Origin of the sequence: Streptomyces sp. NBC_01320 (assembly GCF_035974375.1) — a bacterium.
Lineage (GTDB): Bacteria > Actinomycetota > Actinomycetes > Streptomycetales > Streptomycetaceae > Streptomyces > Streptomyces yanii.
Genome location: NZ_CP108390.1, coordinates 5,197,110 through 5,212,880 on the forward strand (window position 1 = coordinate 5,197,110; position 15,771 = coordinate 5,212,880).

The 15,771-nt window shown below is 70.9% G+C and carries 16 protein-coding genes and 1 pseudogene; 6 read left to right on the plus strand and 11 right to left on the minus strand.

The genetic code is table 11. The annotated features are described in order from the left end of the window. Positions 1-18: 18 nt before the first annotated feature. Complete coding sequence (locus tag OG395_RS23420; protein WP_327244708.1) at positions 19-2,376, minus strand: glycosyltransferase; 2,358 nt, start codon at positions 2,374-2,376, stop codon at positions 19-21. Further along, the gene (locus tag OG395_RS23425; protein WP_327244709.1) at positions 2,373-3,920 is read right to left on the minus strand and encodes a hypothetical protein; all 1,548 of its coding nucleotides are present in this window, start codon (positions 3,918-3,920) and stop codon (positions 2,373-2,375) included. Before OG395_RS23425 ends, OG395_RS23420 begins: the two co-directional genes overlap by 4 nt. A gap of 231 nt (positions 3,921-4,151) precedes the next feature. On the opposite strand from OG395_RS23425, the gene OG395_RS23430 reads away from it, so the two are divergent. Beyond that, complete coding sequence (locus OG395_RS23430; protein WP_442818769.1) at positions 4,152-5,300, plus strand: acyltransferase family protein; 1,149 nt, start codon at positions 4,152-4,154, stop codon at positions 5,298-5,300. An 18-nt stretch (positions 5,301-5,318) separates the two neighbouring features. Here the strand turns inward: OG395_RS23430 and leuE are convergent, their stop codons facing one another. Both leuE and OG395_RS23440 read right to left on the minus strand, forming a co-directional pair. Continuing rightward, a complete protein-coding gene (leuE, locus tag OG395_RS23435) occupies positions 5,319-5,996 on the minus strand; it encodes a leucine efflux protein LeuE (protein WP_327244711.1) in 678 nt (225 codons plus the stop codon). A gap of 119 nt (positions 5,997-6,115) precedes the next feature. Then, complete coding sequence (locus tag OG395_RS23440; protein WP_326792698.1) at positions 6,116-7,696, minus strand: acyl-CoA mutase large subunit family protein; 1,581 nt, start codon at positions 7,694-7,696, stop codon at positions 6,116-6,118. A 224-nt stretch (positions 7,697-7,920) separates the two neighbouring features. Between OG395_RS23440 and OG395_RS23445 the strand changes: the two genes are divergently transcribed. Then, the gene (locus tag OG395_RS23445) at positions 7,921-8,817 is read left to right on the plus strand and encodes a L,D-transpeptidase family protein (RefSeq protein ID WP_442818770.1); all 897 of its coding nucleotides are present in this window, start codon (positions 7,921-7,923) and stop codon (positions 8,815-8,817) included. Between the two features lie 188 nt (positions 8,818-9,005). Here the strand turns inward: OG395_RS23445 and OG395_RS23450 are convergent, their stop codons facing one another. Continuing rightward, a complete protein-coding gene (locus OG395_RS23450) occupies positions 9,006-10,121 on the minus strand; it encodes a hypothetical protein (protein WP_327244713.1) in 1,116 nt (371 codons plus the stop codon). Further along, entirely contained in the window at positions 10,100-10,822 is a 723-nt protein-coding gene (locus tag OG395_RS23455; RefSeq protein ID WP_327249433.1) for an RNA polymerase sigma factor, read from the minus strand. Before OG395_RS23455 ends, OG395_RS23450 begins: the two co-directional genes overlap by 22 nt. A 404-nt stretch (positions 10,823-11,226) precedes the next feature. Here OG395_RS23455 and OG395_RS23460 point away from each other — a divergent pair. From OG395_RS23460 to OG395_RS23470, 3 genes and pseudogenes are all read left to right on the plus strand, one after another. Beyond that, positions 11,227-11,316, plus strand: a pseudogene (locus OG395_RS23460) (DNA-binding protein); the annotation flags it as partial. Beyond that, a complete protein-coding gene (locus OG395_RS23465) occupies positions 11,316-11,741 on the plus strand; it encodes a hypothetical protein (protein ID WP_327244714.1) in 426 nt (141 codons plus the stop codon). The pseudogene OG395_RS23460 and the gene OG395_RS23465, both read left to right, overlap by 1 nt. Next, a complete protein-coding gene (locus OG395_RS23470) occupies positions 11,723-12,118 on the plus strand; it encodes a hypothetical protein (RefSeq protein WP_327244715.1) in 396 nt (131 codons plus the stop codon). Before OG395_RS23465 ends, OG395_RS23470 begins: the two co-directional genes overlap by 19 nt. A 37-nt stretch (positions 12,119-12,155) precedes the next feature. Here OG395_RS23470 and OG395_RS23475 read toward each other — a convergent pair whose 3' ends face one another. From OG395_RS23475 to OG395_RS23495, 5 genes are all read right to left on the minus strand, one after another. Next, positions 12,156-12,323 (minus strand): hypothetical protein, encoded by a 168-nt coding sequence (locus OG395_RS23475; protein WP_327244716.1) that lies wholly within the window; start codon positions 12,321-12,323, stop codon positions 12,156-12,158. A 166-nt stretch (positions 12,324-12,489) separates the two neighbouring features. Continuing rightward, complete coding sequence (locus OG395_RS23480) at positions 12,490-13,263, minus strand: hypothetical protein (protein ID WP_327244717.1); 774 nt, start codon at positions 13,261-13,263, stop codon at positions 12,490-12,492. Positions 13,264-13,443: 180 nt separating this feature from the next. Beyond that, entirely contained in the window at positions 13,444-13,767 is a 324-nt protein-coding gene (locus OG395_RS23485; protein ID WP_327244718.1) for a response regulator transcription factor, read from the minus strand. A gap of 66 nt (positions 13,768-13,833) precedes the next feature. Continuing rightward, a complete protein-coding gene (locus tag OG395_RS23490; RefSeq protein ID WP_327244719.1) occupies positions 13,834-14,004 on the minus strand; it encodes a hypothetical protein in 171 nt (56 codons plus the stop codon). A gap of 213 nt (positions 14,005-14,217) precedes the next feature. Next, entirely contained in the window at positions 14,218-14,565 is a 348-nt protein-coding gene (locus OG395_RS23495; protein ID WP_327244720.1) for a hypothetical protein, read from the minus strand. A gap of 179 nt (positions 14,566-14,744) precedes the next feature. Here OG395_RS23495 and OG395_RS23500 point away from each other — a divergent pair, with 179 nt between their 5' ends. After that, positions 14,745-15,734, plus strand: a complete 990-nt coding sequence (locus tag OG395_RS23500; RefSeq protein WP_327244721.1) for a helix-turn-helix transcriptional regulator — start codon at positions 14,745-14,747, stop codon at positions 15,732-15,734. Positions 15,735-15,771 lie beyond the last annotated feature (37 nt).

Below are 15,771 nucleotides of genomic sequence, written 5' to 3' on the forward strand. Positions count from 1 at the left end.
CCCCCCTTCGTCGTGCCGTCAGATACGGACGCCGCCCTGGATCACCCGGAGGTCCGCGGCGTTCGCCTCGGTGACCTTCCAGAGTTCCTGCTGCCTGCCGTGCACATCGGCGACCGTCGCCGCGTGGTCGTCCAGCAGCCCCGCCGCCCGCTCCACGAGCCGCGCCCCGAGGTGCCGGTCGTGGACGGAGATGCCCCACTCCGGGCGGTCGATGTCGGACAGGAAGTACGCCATCTTCGGGTGCGAGATCAGGCTGATGATCGGCGTACCGCAGCCGAACGGGATCATCCCCGCGTGCCCGCGCATCCCGATGACCAGCTTGGTCCGGGCGTACGTGGACCGGATCTCGTCGCATCCGAAGTCGTACATCGGGATCACCGGCAGCGAGATGCCGTGCTCGCGCCGCAGGTCGAACGCGATCCGCTCGTCGTCCAGCGAGTGCGCCACGCACTTCACCTCGGCGCGCTTGCCGAGCTCCTTCACCGCGGTGGCCATCTCGGCGAGGAAGTGCCTGTAGTCGTGGCCGAAGCGGAGCCCGGACCGGTCGTACGCGGCGTTGATCAGCACGGTGTTCTCGCGCTGTGCGGGGTCGGTCCAGCCGCGGACCAGCTGCCGGGTGACCGTGGTCGGGCAGGGCTGGAAGCGGACCTTGTCGTGCAGCGACGGCGGCAGGAGCTCGCGGACCTTCTCGATGGAGCCGTGGTTGCGCAGCCCGAAGAACGAGGCGCGCTCCACCAGCTTCCGCAGGGAGGAGAGGAACCGGTCCCGGCCGTGGCCGTACGCCTGGCCGTCGAAGGCGTTGAACCCGACGGCGTACACCATGACGGGTACGTCGATCCGCTCCAGCAGCTCGTCGGGGACGTTCCACTGCCAGCCGCTGTTGCCGTTCGGCGCGGTGTCCGGGATGAAGAGGCCGCCGCCGCCGATGACCAGTCCGCGCCGGGCGTTGACCCGCTCCAGCGCGGCCTCGTCGAAGAGCCGGTGGGCGTGGACCGAGTGCCAGCGGGCCGGGCCGGTGTCCTGGCCGAACGCCAGCCGGACGCTCTCCGGGAGGAGCTTGTCCCCGGCGTTGCCCTGTCGCTCCATGTAGAAGGCGACATGCGCGAGCTGCTCGGCGGCCGGCCCCTCCACGGGGGTGGACACGTCCTTGGTGCGCTTGTACATCAGCCGGTTCGCCCGGTGGGTCGGGTCGACGCCGAGCCCTTCGATCGCGTACGCCGCCGCCGTGGCGTCGTCGCCGTGGATCCAGGCGATCTGGGCGAGCCGCGCGAAGGAGGTCGCGGCCCGGTTGGGGGCGGCGGTCGCGAGGAGGAGCTGGGCGCGGGCCTCCTCGTAACGGGAGACGCTCATCAGCGCGTGGCCGAGCACCTCGTGCGGCCAGGCGTCGTCGACGGGTATCCGGACGGCGCCGAGGAGGTCGGCCGCCTCCTGGTACTCACCGGCGGAGATGTGCGCGGCGGCGACCCGGCGCGCACTCTCCGGGTCGGCGGTGCGGCGCACGTGCGGGGTCCCGTAGTGCACCAGCAGGTCGTGGTGCTTGGTGCCGGGCAGCGCGAGGTACGCGGCGTGGAACTCGGTGTCGGGCAGCTCGAACTCGCGCCAGCGGTCCTCGGCCTGGCCGTAGCCGGCCTCGCCGCCCTGCCAGGGCTTGTGCCGCCCGGTGAAGTGCAGGATCGCGGTGGTGTCGGGCACCGGGAGGTCGCCGGAGAGCCGCCGCTTGACGAAGTTGTAGCGGGCGTCGAGCTGCACGAAGTCGCCCTCGAGGACAGCGTTCAGGATGCCCTGGTCGTGCTTGTCGAGCTCGTACGTGCCCGCGCGGCCGACCTCGTCGATCTTCGCGCAGAACTCGTCGCTCAGGTACTCGCGCTGGATGACCAGCAGCCCGCTGTTGAGCTTGTGCTGCCCGTAGAAGAACTGCGGCACGGCGGCCAGGCCGTCGCGCAGCTCCAGCAGTTCGCCGAGATCGCCGAGGACCACCATGTCGGTGTCCAGAGTGATCACGGTGTCGTAGTCGCGCACCCGGAACACGTCGAGGATGAAGTACGCCTTGCGGACCAGGTAGTTGTCCTGGTCTCCCTTGGCATACGAGTCGTAGTGCTCGGCGTCCACCCGGCGGAAGTCGATGCGTGGGTGCAGCGCCCGGATCTGGGCGACGGAGGCGGGGCGCAGTCCGTCGTGCAGGACGATGAAGTCCTCGCAGACGCCGGGGTTGGACAGGGCAAGACTGCGCAGCAGGGCCAGGAAGCCGGGCAGGTAGTTCTCGTCCACGAAGCTCGCGAAAGCGACGCGGCGCTTGCCGGTGAGCGCGTTCGCGGGGGCGGGGGTCCGGGGCGCGGGCACGGGTGCCTGTGCGGTGGTCGCGGTGGGCGTCGTCATCGCAGTCTGATCCTCATATCGGTGACGCTCTGGGCGCGTTCCATGACCCACGTCTTTTCGCTGGTGTACTCGTGCACGGAGGTGATGGGCATCTTCATCGCGGCGGGCAGGCGGTAGGCGCCGCTCTCGTAGAAGTCGAAGCCGATCAGGTCGAGCTGCGAGCTGACGTCCAGGTAGTCCAGCAGCCACAGCATGTTGAAGCCGCTGGTGGGGATCGCCGGCCAGACGTCGGTGCCGACCTTGCCGATGTCGCGCAGCGGCCAGCGCAGCGATTCGTCGCCGAGATACTTCTGGGCGCCGGGTACGAGCCGGTTGCGCAGCGAGTACTTCCAGTCGCCGGAGAGCCCCCCGAAAACCAGCCGGGTGTCGACCTTCCGGTCCCAGTTGAAGCCGTGCTTGTGGATGGTGGCGTGGATGTCGGTGCGCTTGCCGGTCGCCGACGGATCGATCCTGTACGAGTTGAAGCGGACGACCAGGTCGTACGCGTCGATCTCGGCTCCCATCGAACTGCTGCCGACGCGCTGCGAGTTGGCGATCAGGCAGATCGACTTGCCCGCTATCCGGTTACGGAACTCGCCGAGCGTGGTCCATTCGACGTCGCCGAAGGTGGGGTCGCCGATCGGGCCGCGCATCCGGGTCCGGCGCTGCTCGGCGTAGAGCGCGATCAGGTCGGTGAGGAGCGCGAGATCGGTGGGGCCGGTGGGACTGCCGGCGCCGCTGCCCGCCAGCCCGCCGGCCTCCATCGCGAGGCCCAGGTACTGGGACGCGGCCTCCTGGATCTCCGGCACCGGGACTCCGGCCCGGTCCTGGGTGAGCAGCGCGCCGATCAGCCGGGGCCGGGCCGCACGCCAGTCGCCGCGCGCCTGCAGCTCCAGGCCTTCGGCCCAGGACTCGGTGACGGACAGGCCGGTGAACTCGCCGGCTTCCGGGCAGTCGCACTCCAGCTTCCGCAGGAGCTCGTCCTGGCGCTCGGCGCCGGCCCGCAGGCCGGCGATCTTCGCCGCCACACCGAAGCCGTCCTCGTCGGTGAGCCCGAGGTAGCGCTCGTACGCCTCGACCGCGGCGTTCTCCGCCCCCATCGCCTCCAGCGTCCGGGCCCGCAGCCGCCAGCCGGCGCGGGAGCGCCTGCGCTGGGTGAGCACGGTGTCCGTGATGAGGATCGCGAGCTTCAGCTCGTCCTCGTAACCGCAGTCCAGCGCCTTGTTGCCGACCGCGAGCAGCGGGTCGAGCAGGGCGTCACCGAGCACGAGCGAGGATCCTGTCCCGCTCTTGCCCGGGCGCCGCAGCAGCGGGAGCGGGGAGGCCGCGGCGGCCGTCTGCTCCATGCCGGCGTGGGTGGCCAGCAGGTTCCTGAGCGCCTCCGCAAGCGCCGTACGCCGCCGGTCGAGCCCGGCGACCAGCTTCCCGCTGTGCGCGGCACAGGCGCGCAGGCAGGTCTCCAGTTCCGTCGGGAGGACGGTGGCGAGGTGGGACGTCCCGCCTTCGGGCGGGGCCGAGTCCTCCGCGTCACGTTGCCGTGGCCAGCGGGTGCGGGCTTTCGTCATGGCGCTCCAAGCGTCTGGTGCCCGTGGGGGGAAGGGGGCGTGAGAAGGGGTAAGGATGTTCGGCGACCGTGTCAGGTTCCGTAGCACGCTAAGAAACCTGAACGGCCGCGAGATGAACTCGCCCTGTCAGCACGGGAAACTGCTCCCTTCCCGCCCGTTCCGGAGCCATCGGCGCCCTAGCCTGACCCTTCGCCACTGTTGGAAGGGACGTCAGTGACCATCACTCCGGAGATGCCGGGCAGGACGATCGAGCGGGTTTCCACCGCCCGCGCGCAGGTGGGGCCCGGGTCACCACAGGCGCGCCCCGCACCCCGGCTGCGGGCCCTCGACGGGCTGCGGCTGGTCGCCGCGCTGATGGTCGCGGCGTACCACTACGGGGGCCGGGGCGGTGAGATCACCACGGCGTGGGGAGTCTCCGCCGCTTCCCTGTTCCCGTCCGCCCACACGTGGTTCGCCTACGGCTGTCTCGGTGTGCAGATCTTCTTCGTCATCAGCGGTTTCGTGATCTGCATGAGCGGATGGGGCCGTTCGCTCGCGTCGTTCTTCGCCTCGCGGGCGGCCAGGCTGCTGCCCGCGTACTGGGCGTCGGTCGTGCTCGTGACCCTGGTCTTCGCACTACCGACGGTGGCGTACGAGGCGGTCTCGCCCAGCGACGCGCTGGTCAACCTGACGCTGCTGCAGCAGCCGCTGGGCGTGGACCGGGTGCTGGGCGTGTGCTGGACGCTGTGGGCGGAGATCCGGTTCTACGCCCTGTTCGCCGTGTGCGTCGTCCTGCCGGGGGCCAACCGGCGACGGATCGTCCTGTTCTGTGCGGCGTGGACCCTGGCAGCGGCGCTCGGCAAGGCATCCGGCGAGCCGCTGCTCGACGTGGTCCTGATGCCGGCGTACGCCCCGTTCTTCATAGGCGGCATCGGGCTCTACCTGGTCCACCGCAACCGGCGGGACGCCACGGCCTGGGGCATCGTCGGCGTCAGCTGGCTGCTCGGCCAGCACTCCGCGGTGGCCGATCTGTGGCATCCGGCGGGCCCGCACGCCTTCTCGTACCGCTCGTCACTGGTCATCATCGCAATCGTGACGGCCGGTTTCGCCGCCGTCGCCGCCATCGCACTGGGCGCCCTGGCCCGCTTCGACCACCGGTGGCTGACCGTCGCGGGAGCGCTGACGTACCCCTTCTACCTGGTCCATGAGCATCTGGGCTGGGTGGCGGTGAACATGCTCCATCAGCGCCTCGGGGTCCCCGCGTGGGCGACGGCGGTTCTCACCGTGGTCCTGATGCTGGCGCTGGCCTGGCTGCTGCACCGGTATGTGGAGCGGTGGCTCACACCGCGGCTGCGCAGATCACTGACGGGCGGTGCGGGCGGTGAGGCACGACACCGGTGAACGGGCCGCCCGTCCGCCTCAGACGCTGCTGAGCGAGAGCTTCGCCGCGAACCCGAGGAACAGCACACCCGCCGCCGAAGTGGCCCCGGCCGACAGCCGCTTGCGGCGGCGGAACGCGGCGGACAGCCGGGTGCCGCCGAATATCAGCGCCGACAGGTAGAGGAAGCTCGCGATCTGCAGCAGCGTCCCCAGCAGCAGGAAGGACAGCGCCGGATAGGCGTACCCGGGGTCGACGAACTGCACGAAGAAGGAGATCAGGAACAGGATCGCCTTCGGGTTGAAGAGGCTCACCACCAGCGCCCGCCGGTACGGCCGCTCCACCGCCCCGGCCGCCGTCCCCGTTTCGCCCGGTCCGGCGGCCTCGTCCGTCAACTCGGCGATCTGCCGGTGCCGCTCGCGCCACATGGACGCCGCGGCCCGCAGCATGCCGATCGCCAGCCAGGTCAGATAGCCCGCGCCCGCGTACTTGACGACGGCGAAGAGCACCGGCGTCGTCTGCAGCAGGGAGGCGGCGCCGAGCGCGGACAGCGTCATCAGCACGGTGTCACCGGTCCACACACCGGCAGCCGCCACATACCCGGTCCGCACACCGCGGCGGGCGGCGACGGAGAGCACGTACAACGAATTCGGCCCCGGCAGCAGAACAATCAGCACGAGGCCGACAAGATAGGTCGGAAGATCAGTGACACCCAGCATGAACAGGAGTGTCGCACGGGGGTACGACACTCCGTCCAGGTGTCTCGGAGGACGGTACGGGGCTCAGCCTTCGCCGTCGAGCGGACGGGAGAACATCCGCGACGCAGGCGGACCCCCGCTCAGAACGCGTCCGTCGGCACGTACGTCCCCCACACCTCCCGCAGCGCGTTGCAGACTTCGCCGACCGTCGCCCGCGCCGCCAGCGCGTCCTTCATCGGGTAGAGGACGTTGTCCGTCCCCTCGGCCGCCTTCTTCAGCCGCCCCAGCGCCTCGTCGACGGCGTCCTGGTCCCGTTCGGCGCGGAGCTTCGTCAGCCGGGCCGCCTGTTGGGCCTCGATCGCCGGGTCGACGCGGAGCGGCTCGTAGGGCTCCTCCTCGTCGAGCTGGAAGCGGTTGACGCCGACGACGACGCGCTCCCCGCTGTCCGTCTCCAGGGCGATGCGGTAGGCGCTCCGTTCGATCTCGTTCTTCTGGAAGCCCCGCTCGATGGCGTTGACCGCGCCGCCCATGTCCTCGACCTTGCCCATCAGCTCCAGGGCAGCGGCTTCGACGTCGTCCGTCATCTTCTCGACGACGTACGAACCCGCGAACGGGTCGACCGTGGCGGTGACGTCCGTTTCGTACGCCAGGACCTGCTGGGTACGGAGCGCGAGCCGGGCGGACTTGTCGGTCGGCAGGGCGATCGCCTCGTCGAACGAGTTGGTGTGCAGCGACTGCGTGCCGCCGAGGACCGCGCCGAGCCCCTGGACCGCGACGCGCACCAGGTTGACCTCGGGCTGCTGCGCGGTGAGCTGGACGCCCGCGGTCTGGGTGTGGAAGCGGAGCATCAGCGACTTGGGGCTCGATGCGCCGAACTCCTCCTTCATCACCCGGGCCCAGATCCGGCGGGCGGCGCGGAACTTGGCGACCTCTTCGAGGATGGTCGTACGGGCGACGAAGAAGAAGGAGAGACGCGGGGCGAAGTCGTCGACGTCCATGCCCGCCGCGACGGCGGTACGGACGTACTCGATGCCGTCCGCGAGGGTGAACGCGATCTCCTGCGCGGGCGAGGCTCCGGCCTCCGCCATGTGGTAGCCGGAGATCGAGATGGTGTTCCACTTCGGGATCTCGGCCTTGCAGTACTTGAAGATGTCGGCGATCAGCCGCAGCGAGGGCTTGGGCGGGAAGATGTAAGTGCCGCGGGCGATGTACTCCTTGAGGACGTCGTTCTGGATGGTGCCGGTCAGCCTGTCCGCCGGGACGCCCTGCTCCTCGCCGACCAACTGGTAGAGGAGGAGCAGCAGGGCGGCGGGGGCATTGATCGTCATGGACGTGGAGACCTTGTCCAGCGGGATCCCGCCGAACAGCACCCGCATGTCGTCGATCGAGTCGATCGCCACCCCGACCTTGCCGACCTCGCCGGACGCGATCGGCGCATCGGAGTCGTGACCCATCTGGGTGGGCAGGTCGAAGGCGACGGAGAGACCCATCGTGCCGTTGGCGATCAGCTGCTTGTAGCGGGCGTTGGACTCGGAGGCCGTGCCGAAGCCGGCGTACTGCCGCATCGTCCACGGCCGGCCGGTGTACATCGTGGGGTACACGCCGCGCGTGAAGGGGTAGGCACCGGGCTCTCCCAGTTTGTCGTCGGCGTTCCACCCGTCGAGTGCGTCCGGCCCGTACACCGGCTCGATGGGCAGTCCCGACTCCGACTCGCGCGTCATCTGCTGTACCTCCCACTGAAGCTACCAACTGGTAACCAACGATCCTCGCGACGGACTGTAGCGGCGGCCGCGCGACCGGTGGAGGGGCACCGGCTGGGACCTTGCTCACAGGGTGCGTCCTACGGCCTTCGCCACCGCACTCACCATCATGCGCGGGCTTTGGCAACCGGGCAGAGCGGGAATCCGTCCCAAGAGAGAACGAAGGAATCAGGGGGCCGAGGATGATGCGGATACACAGAACCCGGTACGGCGGAGGAACGGCACACCGGGCAGGCGCCACGGCGGTGACCGCCGTCGCCGTCCTGACGCTGGCCGCCACGACCGCGGGCTGCCAGGCGCATGCCTCCGGCGGTTCCGCGACGAAGCCCTCGTCCCCGCCGAAGACCTCCGGCCCGGCGACCGACGACGCCAAGCCCGCCGCGACCCCCTCGCCGTCGACCATCGCGCCCTCGCCGTCGGTGTCCGCCGCCCCCAAGCCCGCTCCACAGGGCAGGACGCTGATGGCGACCGGCTCCGAGGGCAAGCAGGTACGGGAGCTGCAGGCCCGGCTCCGTCAGATCGGCCATTTCGACCGCAGCCCGACGGGCTACTACGGGACGCTCACCGTCGCCGCCGTGCAGTCCTTCCAGGGCAAGCGCGGTCTGTCCCGCACGGGTCGAACGGACACCCTCACCTGGCAGAAGCTGGTCGCCATGACACGGAAGCCGACGGCGGCCGAGCTGAACCCGCCGACCTCCCGGCCCGCCGCCAGGCCCGACAAGCGCTGCATGACCGGGCGGGTGCTCTGCATCAGCAAGAACAGCCGGACCCTGTCGTGGATGATCGACGGCCGGGTCGTCTCCTCGATGGATGTGCGGTTCGGCTCGCAGTACACGCCGACCCGCGAAGGCACCTTCTCCATCTACTGGAAGTCCCGGCACCACGTGTCGACGATCTACCACACGGCCATGCCGTACGCGATGTTCTTCAGCGGCGGTCAGGCGGTGCACTACTCGGCGGACTTCGCGGCCCGCGGCTACACCGGCGCGTCGCACGGCTGCGTGAACATCCGGGACGAAGGGAAGATCGCCGCCCTCTTCGACCAGGTGCGCAACGGCGACAAGGTCGTCATCTACTGGTGAGCGGAGGCGGGGAAAGGGGGCGCGGGCGGGACCGGGGGAACGTGTCCCGCCCGCGCCGGGTGCGCCGAGCCGAAGGTACGGGGGGAACCCCGGCTCTGTGCGCTGCCGATGACCAGTCGGCTCACTCTGTACTGCGTCCACGGGTCGAAAAGTGTCACACCCGGTGCCGGCGGAGCGGCCGGAACGGCTCAGAGCCTGTCGGCCGGGACGGCCGGAGCCGTGGCCGTCGGGGAGGCGACACCGGTCGGGGACGCCGGGGCCGACGGGGCCGGGGTACCGGGTGCGAACCAGAGCGACTGGAGCGCGTTCGCACTGCCGTCGGCCTGATCCGCCGCGTCCGCGTCGGCACCGCTCTGCTCGTCGGCGTCGTTCCCCTGGTCGTCCTCGTCACCGGCCTTGTCGAACATCCGCTGACAGAACCGGTCCAGGTTGGCGGCGCCGTCGGCCAGCTCTTCGAGACGGCGTCTGCGGGCGTCGTTGAGCTTGCCGTCGCGGTAGTCGCGGCATGCCTTGAGGGTCCGGGCGAACCAGACGTCCGACGTGTCGTCCTGGCCGCCGCCGGGCGTGCCCTTGCCGTCGGTCGCGTCCGGGGAACGTCGGCCGTCGCTCCCGCCGTTCCGGGCGCCGCTCCCGTCCGGCGTTCCGGCCTTGTCTGACGCGCCGTCACGGTCGTCCTTGCCCTGGTGGGTTCCACCGGAAGAATCCGGGGACGTGTTCACGTCCGGCGACCCCGACGGCGGGGCAGTCGTCCCGCCGGACGCGTCCCCGGAGCCCAGTTCCTCCGGAAACGCGGACGCCGATACCGAGGAGGCCGGCAGCGGGTTGGCGTGTTTGCCGAACGGACCGGGAAGCACGCCCGCGCCTGCCGCGACCGCCACCCCACCGAGCGCGCAGCCGGCGAGGGAGGCGGCAAGACCGAAACGGACGGGACGGCCCCAGCGCGGCGCACGCGTGCGGCCGCCCTGGGATGCCGCGGGACCGATGCGTACCGGTCCCAGCGTCTTTGGCCCGCTGTCCTTCGCGGCGTGTCCCGCCGACCGGACGTCCACCGGCGCCGTCGCCCGCGCCCCTGCGCGCCGGGCCGTCCGGAACGCGGCCAGCGCGGCGGCCTCGCCCGGCAGTTCACCGGCGGCCGGGCGGGCACTGCGGGCAGCCGCGCCCAGCGCGGCCGCGAGCCGTTCGGCGTCGGCGCGCGCATGGCCCTCGCCGGGATCGACCGGTTCGCCGCGGAGCAGTCGCTCCGTCGCGTCCCTGTCAAGCCATGCGTCCTGCTTGTCGGCCATCACATGTCCCTCTGCGTCCACGGACGCAAATCCGTCACACCGGCGGACGCCGCCAGACCGGTCCGGGAAAGGCGCTGCGCGGGTACGGCGCCGAGTTCCGCCGCATGACCTGCCGCACTCCCGTGCGGCAGAAATCCCCGCGACGCGTCCTCTTCGCCACCGCCGTCGTCACTGTCCGCGCGGAGCAGCTCCGCCAGCCGTTTCAGTCCGCGGTGTGCGGCGGTGCGTACCGCTCCCGGCCGCTTGCCCAGCGTCTGGGCCGCGCTCTTCGCATCCAGGCCGACCACCACGCGCAGCACGACGGCCTCGGCCTGGTCCTGCGGCAGTTGGGCGATGAGAGCCATGGTACGGCCGGTGGCCAGGGCCTCGATCGCCTCGTCGGCGGTGTCGGACTCGGCCGGTTTCTCCGACAGTTCGGTCTCGTCGCCGCCGATCGCGGGGCGCCTGCCGCGCATTCGCACATGGTCGAGAGCCCGATTGCGGGCAATCCGCGCCGCCCAGCCGCGGAACCGGTCGGCGTCTCCGCTGAACCGGTCGAGGTCACGCGCTATCTGCAGCCAGGACTCGGACGCCACGTCCTCGGCATCCGGCTCCCCCACCAGCGTTCGTATGTAGCCCAGCAGCCGCGGCTGCACAGCGCGGTACACAGAACGGAAGGCGTCCTCGTCCCCGTCCTGTGCCGCGAGCACCGCGGCGGTCAACTCCGCGTCGTCCCCCAGCACTCCCTCAACCCGCCCTGCTGTCCTGAATCGCAGCTGGTCACCACTACCGCGCCACCCTGCGCGACTCAGCACGCTACGTCCTTCGCGGGGGCCGCGTCCATGACTTGTACAACCCGCAACGTTCCCGGACACAGTGAGGTGTGACAGAAAACGCACTCACGGCGCTGAGAGGAGTACGGGGTCGTCCTGCGGCCCCGCGGAAGACGACCGGGGCCTCTCCTGTGGGGGGTGGCGGCCCCGGTCGTCCTCGTTCTGCCTCAGTTCTCTCTGTTCGGCAGGTCCGGGATCCCGCCGGCACCGTTCCCCGAGGACGCCCTCCAACCCGGTGACGGACCGGTCGGTGATTCAGTCGACAGCAGTCCTGTCCTTGCCGTCGCTCCCGGTCCGGTTCCCGCTCCCTTCCGAGCGGTGACACCATCGATGATCCGGCCCTCGTGATGGAGTACCACAGGTCGTACGATCTGCTCAGGGCCGCCGCACTGCCGCCGGAGGCGTGCAGGAAGGCCTGGTCCACCGGACCCGGCTGCGGGCCCGGTACGGCAGGGCCCGGCGGCGCAAGGCCCTGGTGGAGTCCCTGATGCCGCTGCGGCTCGCCAAGTACGGCGTCCCGCTGGCGGAGACCTCACAGGCCGGGCCGGCCGCGGCGGGGATCGAGCCGGTCGTGATCCCGTCCGCCGAACTGGAACGCGAGACACCCCGCTGCCCCGTCGGCGCCGAACAGGATCAGGCACCGGAGCTCCAGCAGGCCGCGCCCCAGCCGCAGGCCCCGCAGCAGCCCCAGCCGCAGCACGGCCCGGGCGAGCAGCAGGTGCACGCGCCCGACGGCAGCGCCTGGTTCTACGACGAGCGGCTCGGCAGCCGCACCCCGGCTACCTACCGGCCGGAGCCCTCCGCCGAGGAGTGGTACGCCGCCCAGTAGGACGCCGCCACTCCGACGTCCTCGGAGGGGACCGGCAGCTTTCCCATCCCGGTCGGCCAGCCCAGCGGCCGCACCCACCCGCTCGGGGAGGGGGCCGCGGCCGACCAGTTTCCCGATCCCCAGGTGACCATCCCCGGCCCCCGCGCCGAACAGGCCCCCGCCCCCTCCGGCTTTTCGCCTCGGAGCGCGACCGCGAGGAGGCCTACTACCAGGTCTTCGAGCGCTCCATCGACGGCGGCCTGCCCTCGCCCTTCGCCTTCGGCAGCGACATCGAGGCGACCTACGGCACCACCCACACCGAGACCGAGCTCAAGCGCTACGTCGAACGCTTCGCCAACCGCTACGACGCGGAACTGGCCGAGGACCACATCACCTGACGCGCCCACGGGGCGCGCGGCAGTGTCCGCCGACGGCTCAGCGGGGCGTCCGGCGCCGGTGCCGGTGGACGACCAGGCCGACCGCCGCGAGGAACAGCACCGTCAGAACGGCCATCTCGGGCGCGCCCGCCCGGGGCGCGATCAGCAGGAGCAGGGCGGCGAACGCGATCACCACGATCACGAGCTGCCGAATGAGCTGACCCATCTGGGCACTTCCTTCTGGAGTGGGGACTCAAGATCGTGCGGTCCGGCCGAAGGGCACTGTAACGAGGCGTCCCGGGGCCGGGGAGCCGAATCGGCCACCCGCGGGGAGCGGGCGGCCGGTTCACTCATTTCCGGTCGGACGTGGCACTCGGCCCGGTCGTGACCGATCAGGAGCTGGCCTTGTAGCGGCTGGCGGAGCCAGTGCCCGTCACACGGGTCTGGATCGACGGGTAGACGGTCGCGTAGCAGCCCCACGACCCGAACGAGCAGAGCTTCACCTTGTACTTCATGGTGGAGTAAGCGGTCGACGTCGGCAGGGCCGACTTGGCGTTGTACTCACGCCCGATGGTGTCCACCACGGACGACTCACGGGTGAAGTAGTCGTGGCGGTCGCCCCACGCGATGACCTTGGAACCATTGTACTTAAAGTTGACAACCGTGTGGTAGTCGTAGATCACGCTGCCGAGCAGGCTGTGCCGGGTGACGGAGTACCTGACCTGCTTCCACGTGCCGGTGGCGTCGGTGGCGTCGGGGGCCGTCCCGTCGGTGGGGGCGTCCAGACCGGGCAGCACCACTTCGTCGCTCGTGGTGAGGTCGGCGTTCGCGGGCGCGGTGAGGAGCTCGTCGAGCTCCTCCGCGGTGTAGTCGGCGGAGACCTTCTGGCCGTCGGCGAGGACCGTGTAGTCGACAACCTCCTCGTGGTACTCATCAGGCGTGCCGGGACAGGTGAGGCCGTCCGCGATGGACGACGTGGCGGCGAGGTCGCACTCGGTCTGCCCGGCGGTGCCGTCGATGACCTTCTGCACGGCGGATATCACCGCCTGGTCCGAGTCCGGGTCCTCGGCGTGGGCGGCCGGCATCCCGGCCGTCAGGGCCGCGACGGCGGTCGCGGCGATCAAGAGGCGCCTGGTGAATCTGCGATTTCCGGTGGTGTGCTGCATGAGGAATTCCCGTCTGGTCGCGAGGCATGCCGCTTCTGCGCGAGAAGACACGAATTCCACCGCGGACGATGCACGAATTCATGGCCTCCTCAGCGGAATTGCCGGGTGGCGTCGAACGGCCGCAATATTTCTCGGCCGTCGACGCTCTCCGCAATTGGACCTTCGGGATACGCGGATCAATCAGGGCCGTAAGGCACTGGCCTTTGGAATCGTTTCGCACGGAGCACCGGCGTCGCACCGGCACGGGCCGAGGATGGAGACCGCGACGACCGCGGCCGCGGTGCGGCTCTCCAGGCCGAGCTTCAGAAGGATGCGTCCGACGTGGGCCTTCACGGTTCCCTCTGAGACGCCGAGCCGGCGGGCGATGGCCTGATTGGTGCCGCCGGTGGCCAGTAGCGTCATCACCTGGCGCTCGCGCTCCGACAGCCGGCCGATGCGGGCGGCCGCCGGGCGCAGGTCGGGCAGACCCGGCGCGGGGGCGGTGGGGGTGGTGTTCCCGGGCATGGGTTCTCACATTCGATCGCGGGGACCGTGTCTCGGACGGCGGGAGGGGCCGGACGGACTCCCAGGTCACGGGCCCCAGATGCCGCTCTCCTCGCCGGTGTCCAGCTGCAGTGCGGTGGGCCCGTCGGCCAGCACACGGATGTCGCCGTGGCCGGGAACGACTGCGAGGCTCAGGGCGAGGGCCAGCGGGACGGCGGCGAGGGCGGCGACGGCGTGCGCGATGCGGGTGCGGATCACGACAGCTCCTTGATGACGGGACGGCGAGTCCTGTGGGTTGCGCCCTTCGGGCGGGCAGAGCGTCGGCGGACCGCCCCGCGGTGGCGTTCCGCCGGCCGCGCCCGGGGTTCCCGGGGCGGCCGGTCCTCAGCTTCCACGACGGCCGGGGCCGGTGAAAGTACATGGCCATGGTCGGAAGCGGCCCTGGCACAAAGGGGCCTGGGCACCTGACGGTCAGGCCCTGGGTAACCCCGGCCCGTGCCCCCGCTCCGGTCCCCGCCGTAGCCCCGCCTCGAATACGGGCGCCACGAAGGCGGCCCCGCACCGTACGAGCGCATAGCCGGCGAGAGCGGGGTGGGACCGGAGAACCCGCAGGCAGGCGGTCTCCGCCGCACGTTCGGCCTCGTCCAGGCTGGGCGCGGCCACGAACAGGCCGAGGACGGGCCCGTCATGGGCGTCGGGGTGCGGAGTGACGTGCTCGATGCTGGCCGCCCCGGTGGCCTGCGCGCGGAGTCGGGCCCGGAGGTCGTCGGGCAGCTCGAGCCCCGGTGATCCGGTCAGTTGGGCATGAATGAGGTACATACCGACAACCCTGTCGAGCCTCGGGCAGTCCGCCTAGGGCCCCTCGCAGGCCCCTTCGGGCCATGGCCGAAAGGGGCCGATCACCTTTGTCAAAGCCACGCCAAAAGATCAAGATCAACGCGCTCCATGTGAGGGAGTTGTGCCGACCCGCCCCGACGGAGGGGCGGACAGGGGGGAACATGCTGGAGACCTTGGGGCTGGATCAGCAGGCGGAGGCCGTCTACCGCTGCATGCTGACGCGCCCGGCGATGCGCCTGGCCGAACTCATCTCCCTGCTCGGGGAGTCCGAGGATGCCGTGACCTCGGCGCTCGACCGTCTCAGCGCCTTGGCGCTGGTGCAGCCGGACGGGAACGGGGTGGTCCACGCCGTTCGCCCGGAGGTCGGGATGGAGCGACTGCTCGCCCGGCAGCAGGCCCAAATGGCCGCCTGGCAGCAGCAGATGGAGATGTCGCGGGTGGCCGCGGCGCAGCTGATCTCCGAGTGCACCGACCTCACTCGGGGCAAGGACGACCCGGGTGCCGAGCGACTGGTCGGCATCGACGCGATCCGTGCGCGGATCGCCGAGCTGACCGGGCGGCTCACCGAGGAGATCATGACGTTCGCCCCGGGCGGCGCCCAGCGTTCCGGTGACATCGCGGAGGCCCGGACCGTCGACCGGCCGATGCTGGAGCGCGGGGTGCGGATGCGCACCCTGTGGCTGGACAGTATCCGCAACGACGGGCCGACCCTGGAGTACGCGACCTGGCTCCACTCGCTCGGCGGCAGGGCGCGCACCGTGCCCACCCTGCCGGTACGCATGATCATCATGGATCGTGAGTGCGCCTTGCTCCCGGTGGACACCGCCGACGCGACCGCCGGGGCCGTGGTGCTGCACGGCCAGGGGACGGTGGCCGCGCTGTGCGCCCTGTTCGAGCATCTCTGGCAGGGCGGGACCCCGCTGGGTGCGCCTCCACCCTCGGACGAGGAGGGCCTGACGGGGCAGGAGCGGGAGTTCCTGCAGCTCCTGGGACAGGGGCTCACGGACCAGGCGATCGCCGGCCGGCTCGGCGTCTCCCACCGCACGGCCCGCCGGATCGCGGCCGCGCTGATGGAGAAACTGGGCGCCCGCAGCCGCTTCGAGGCCGGGCTCAGGGCGGCGGCCCGCGGCTGGCTGGCGCCCGATATCTGACAGTTCAGGCGTCTTGCCCATCCGGGCCGTGGTCGAA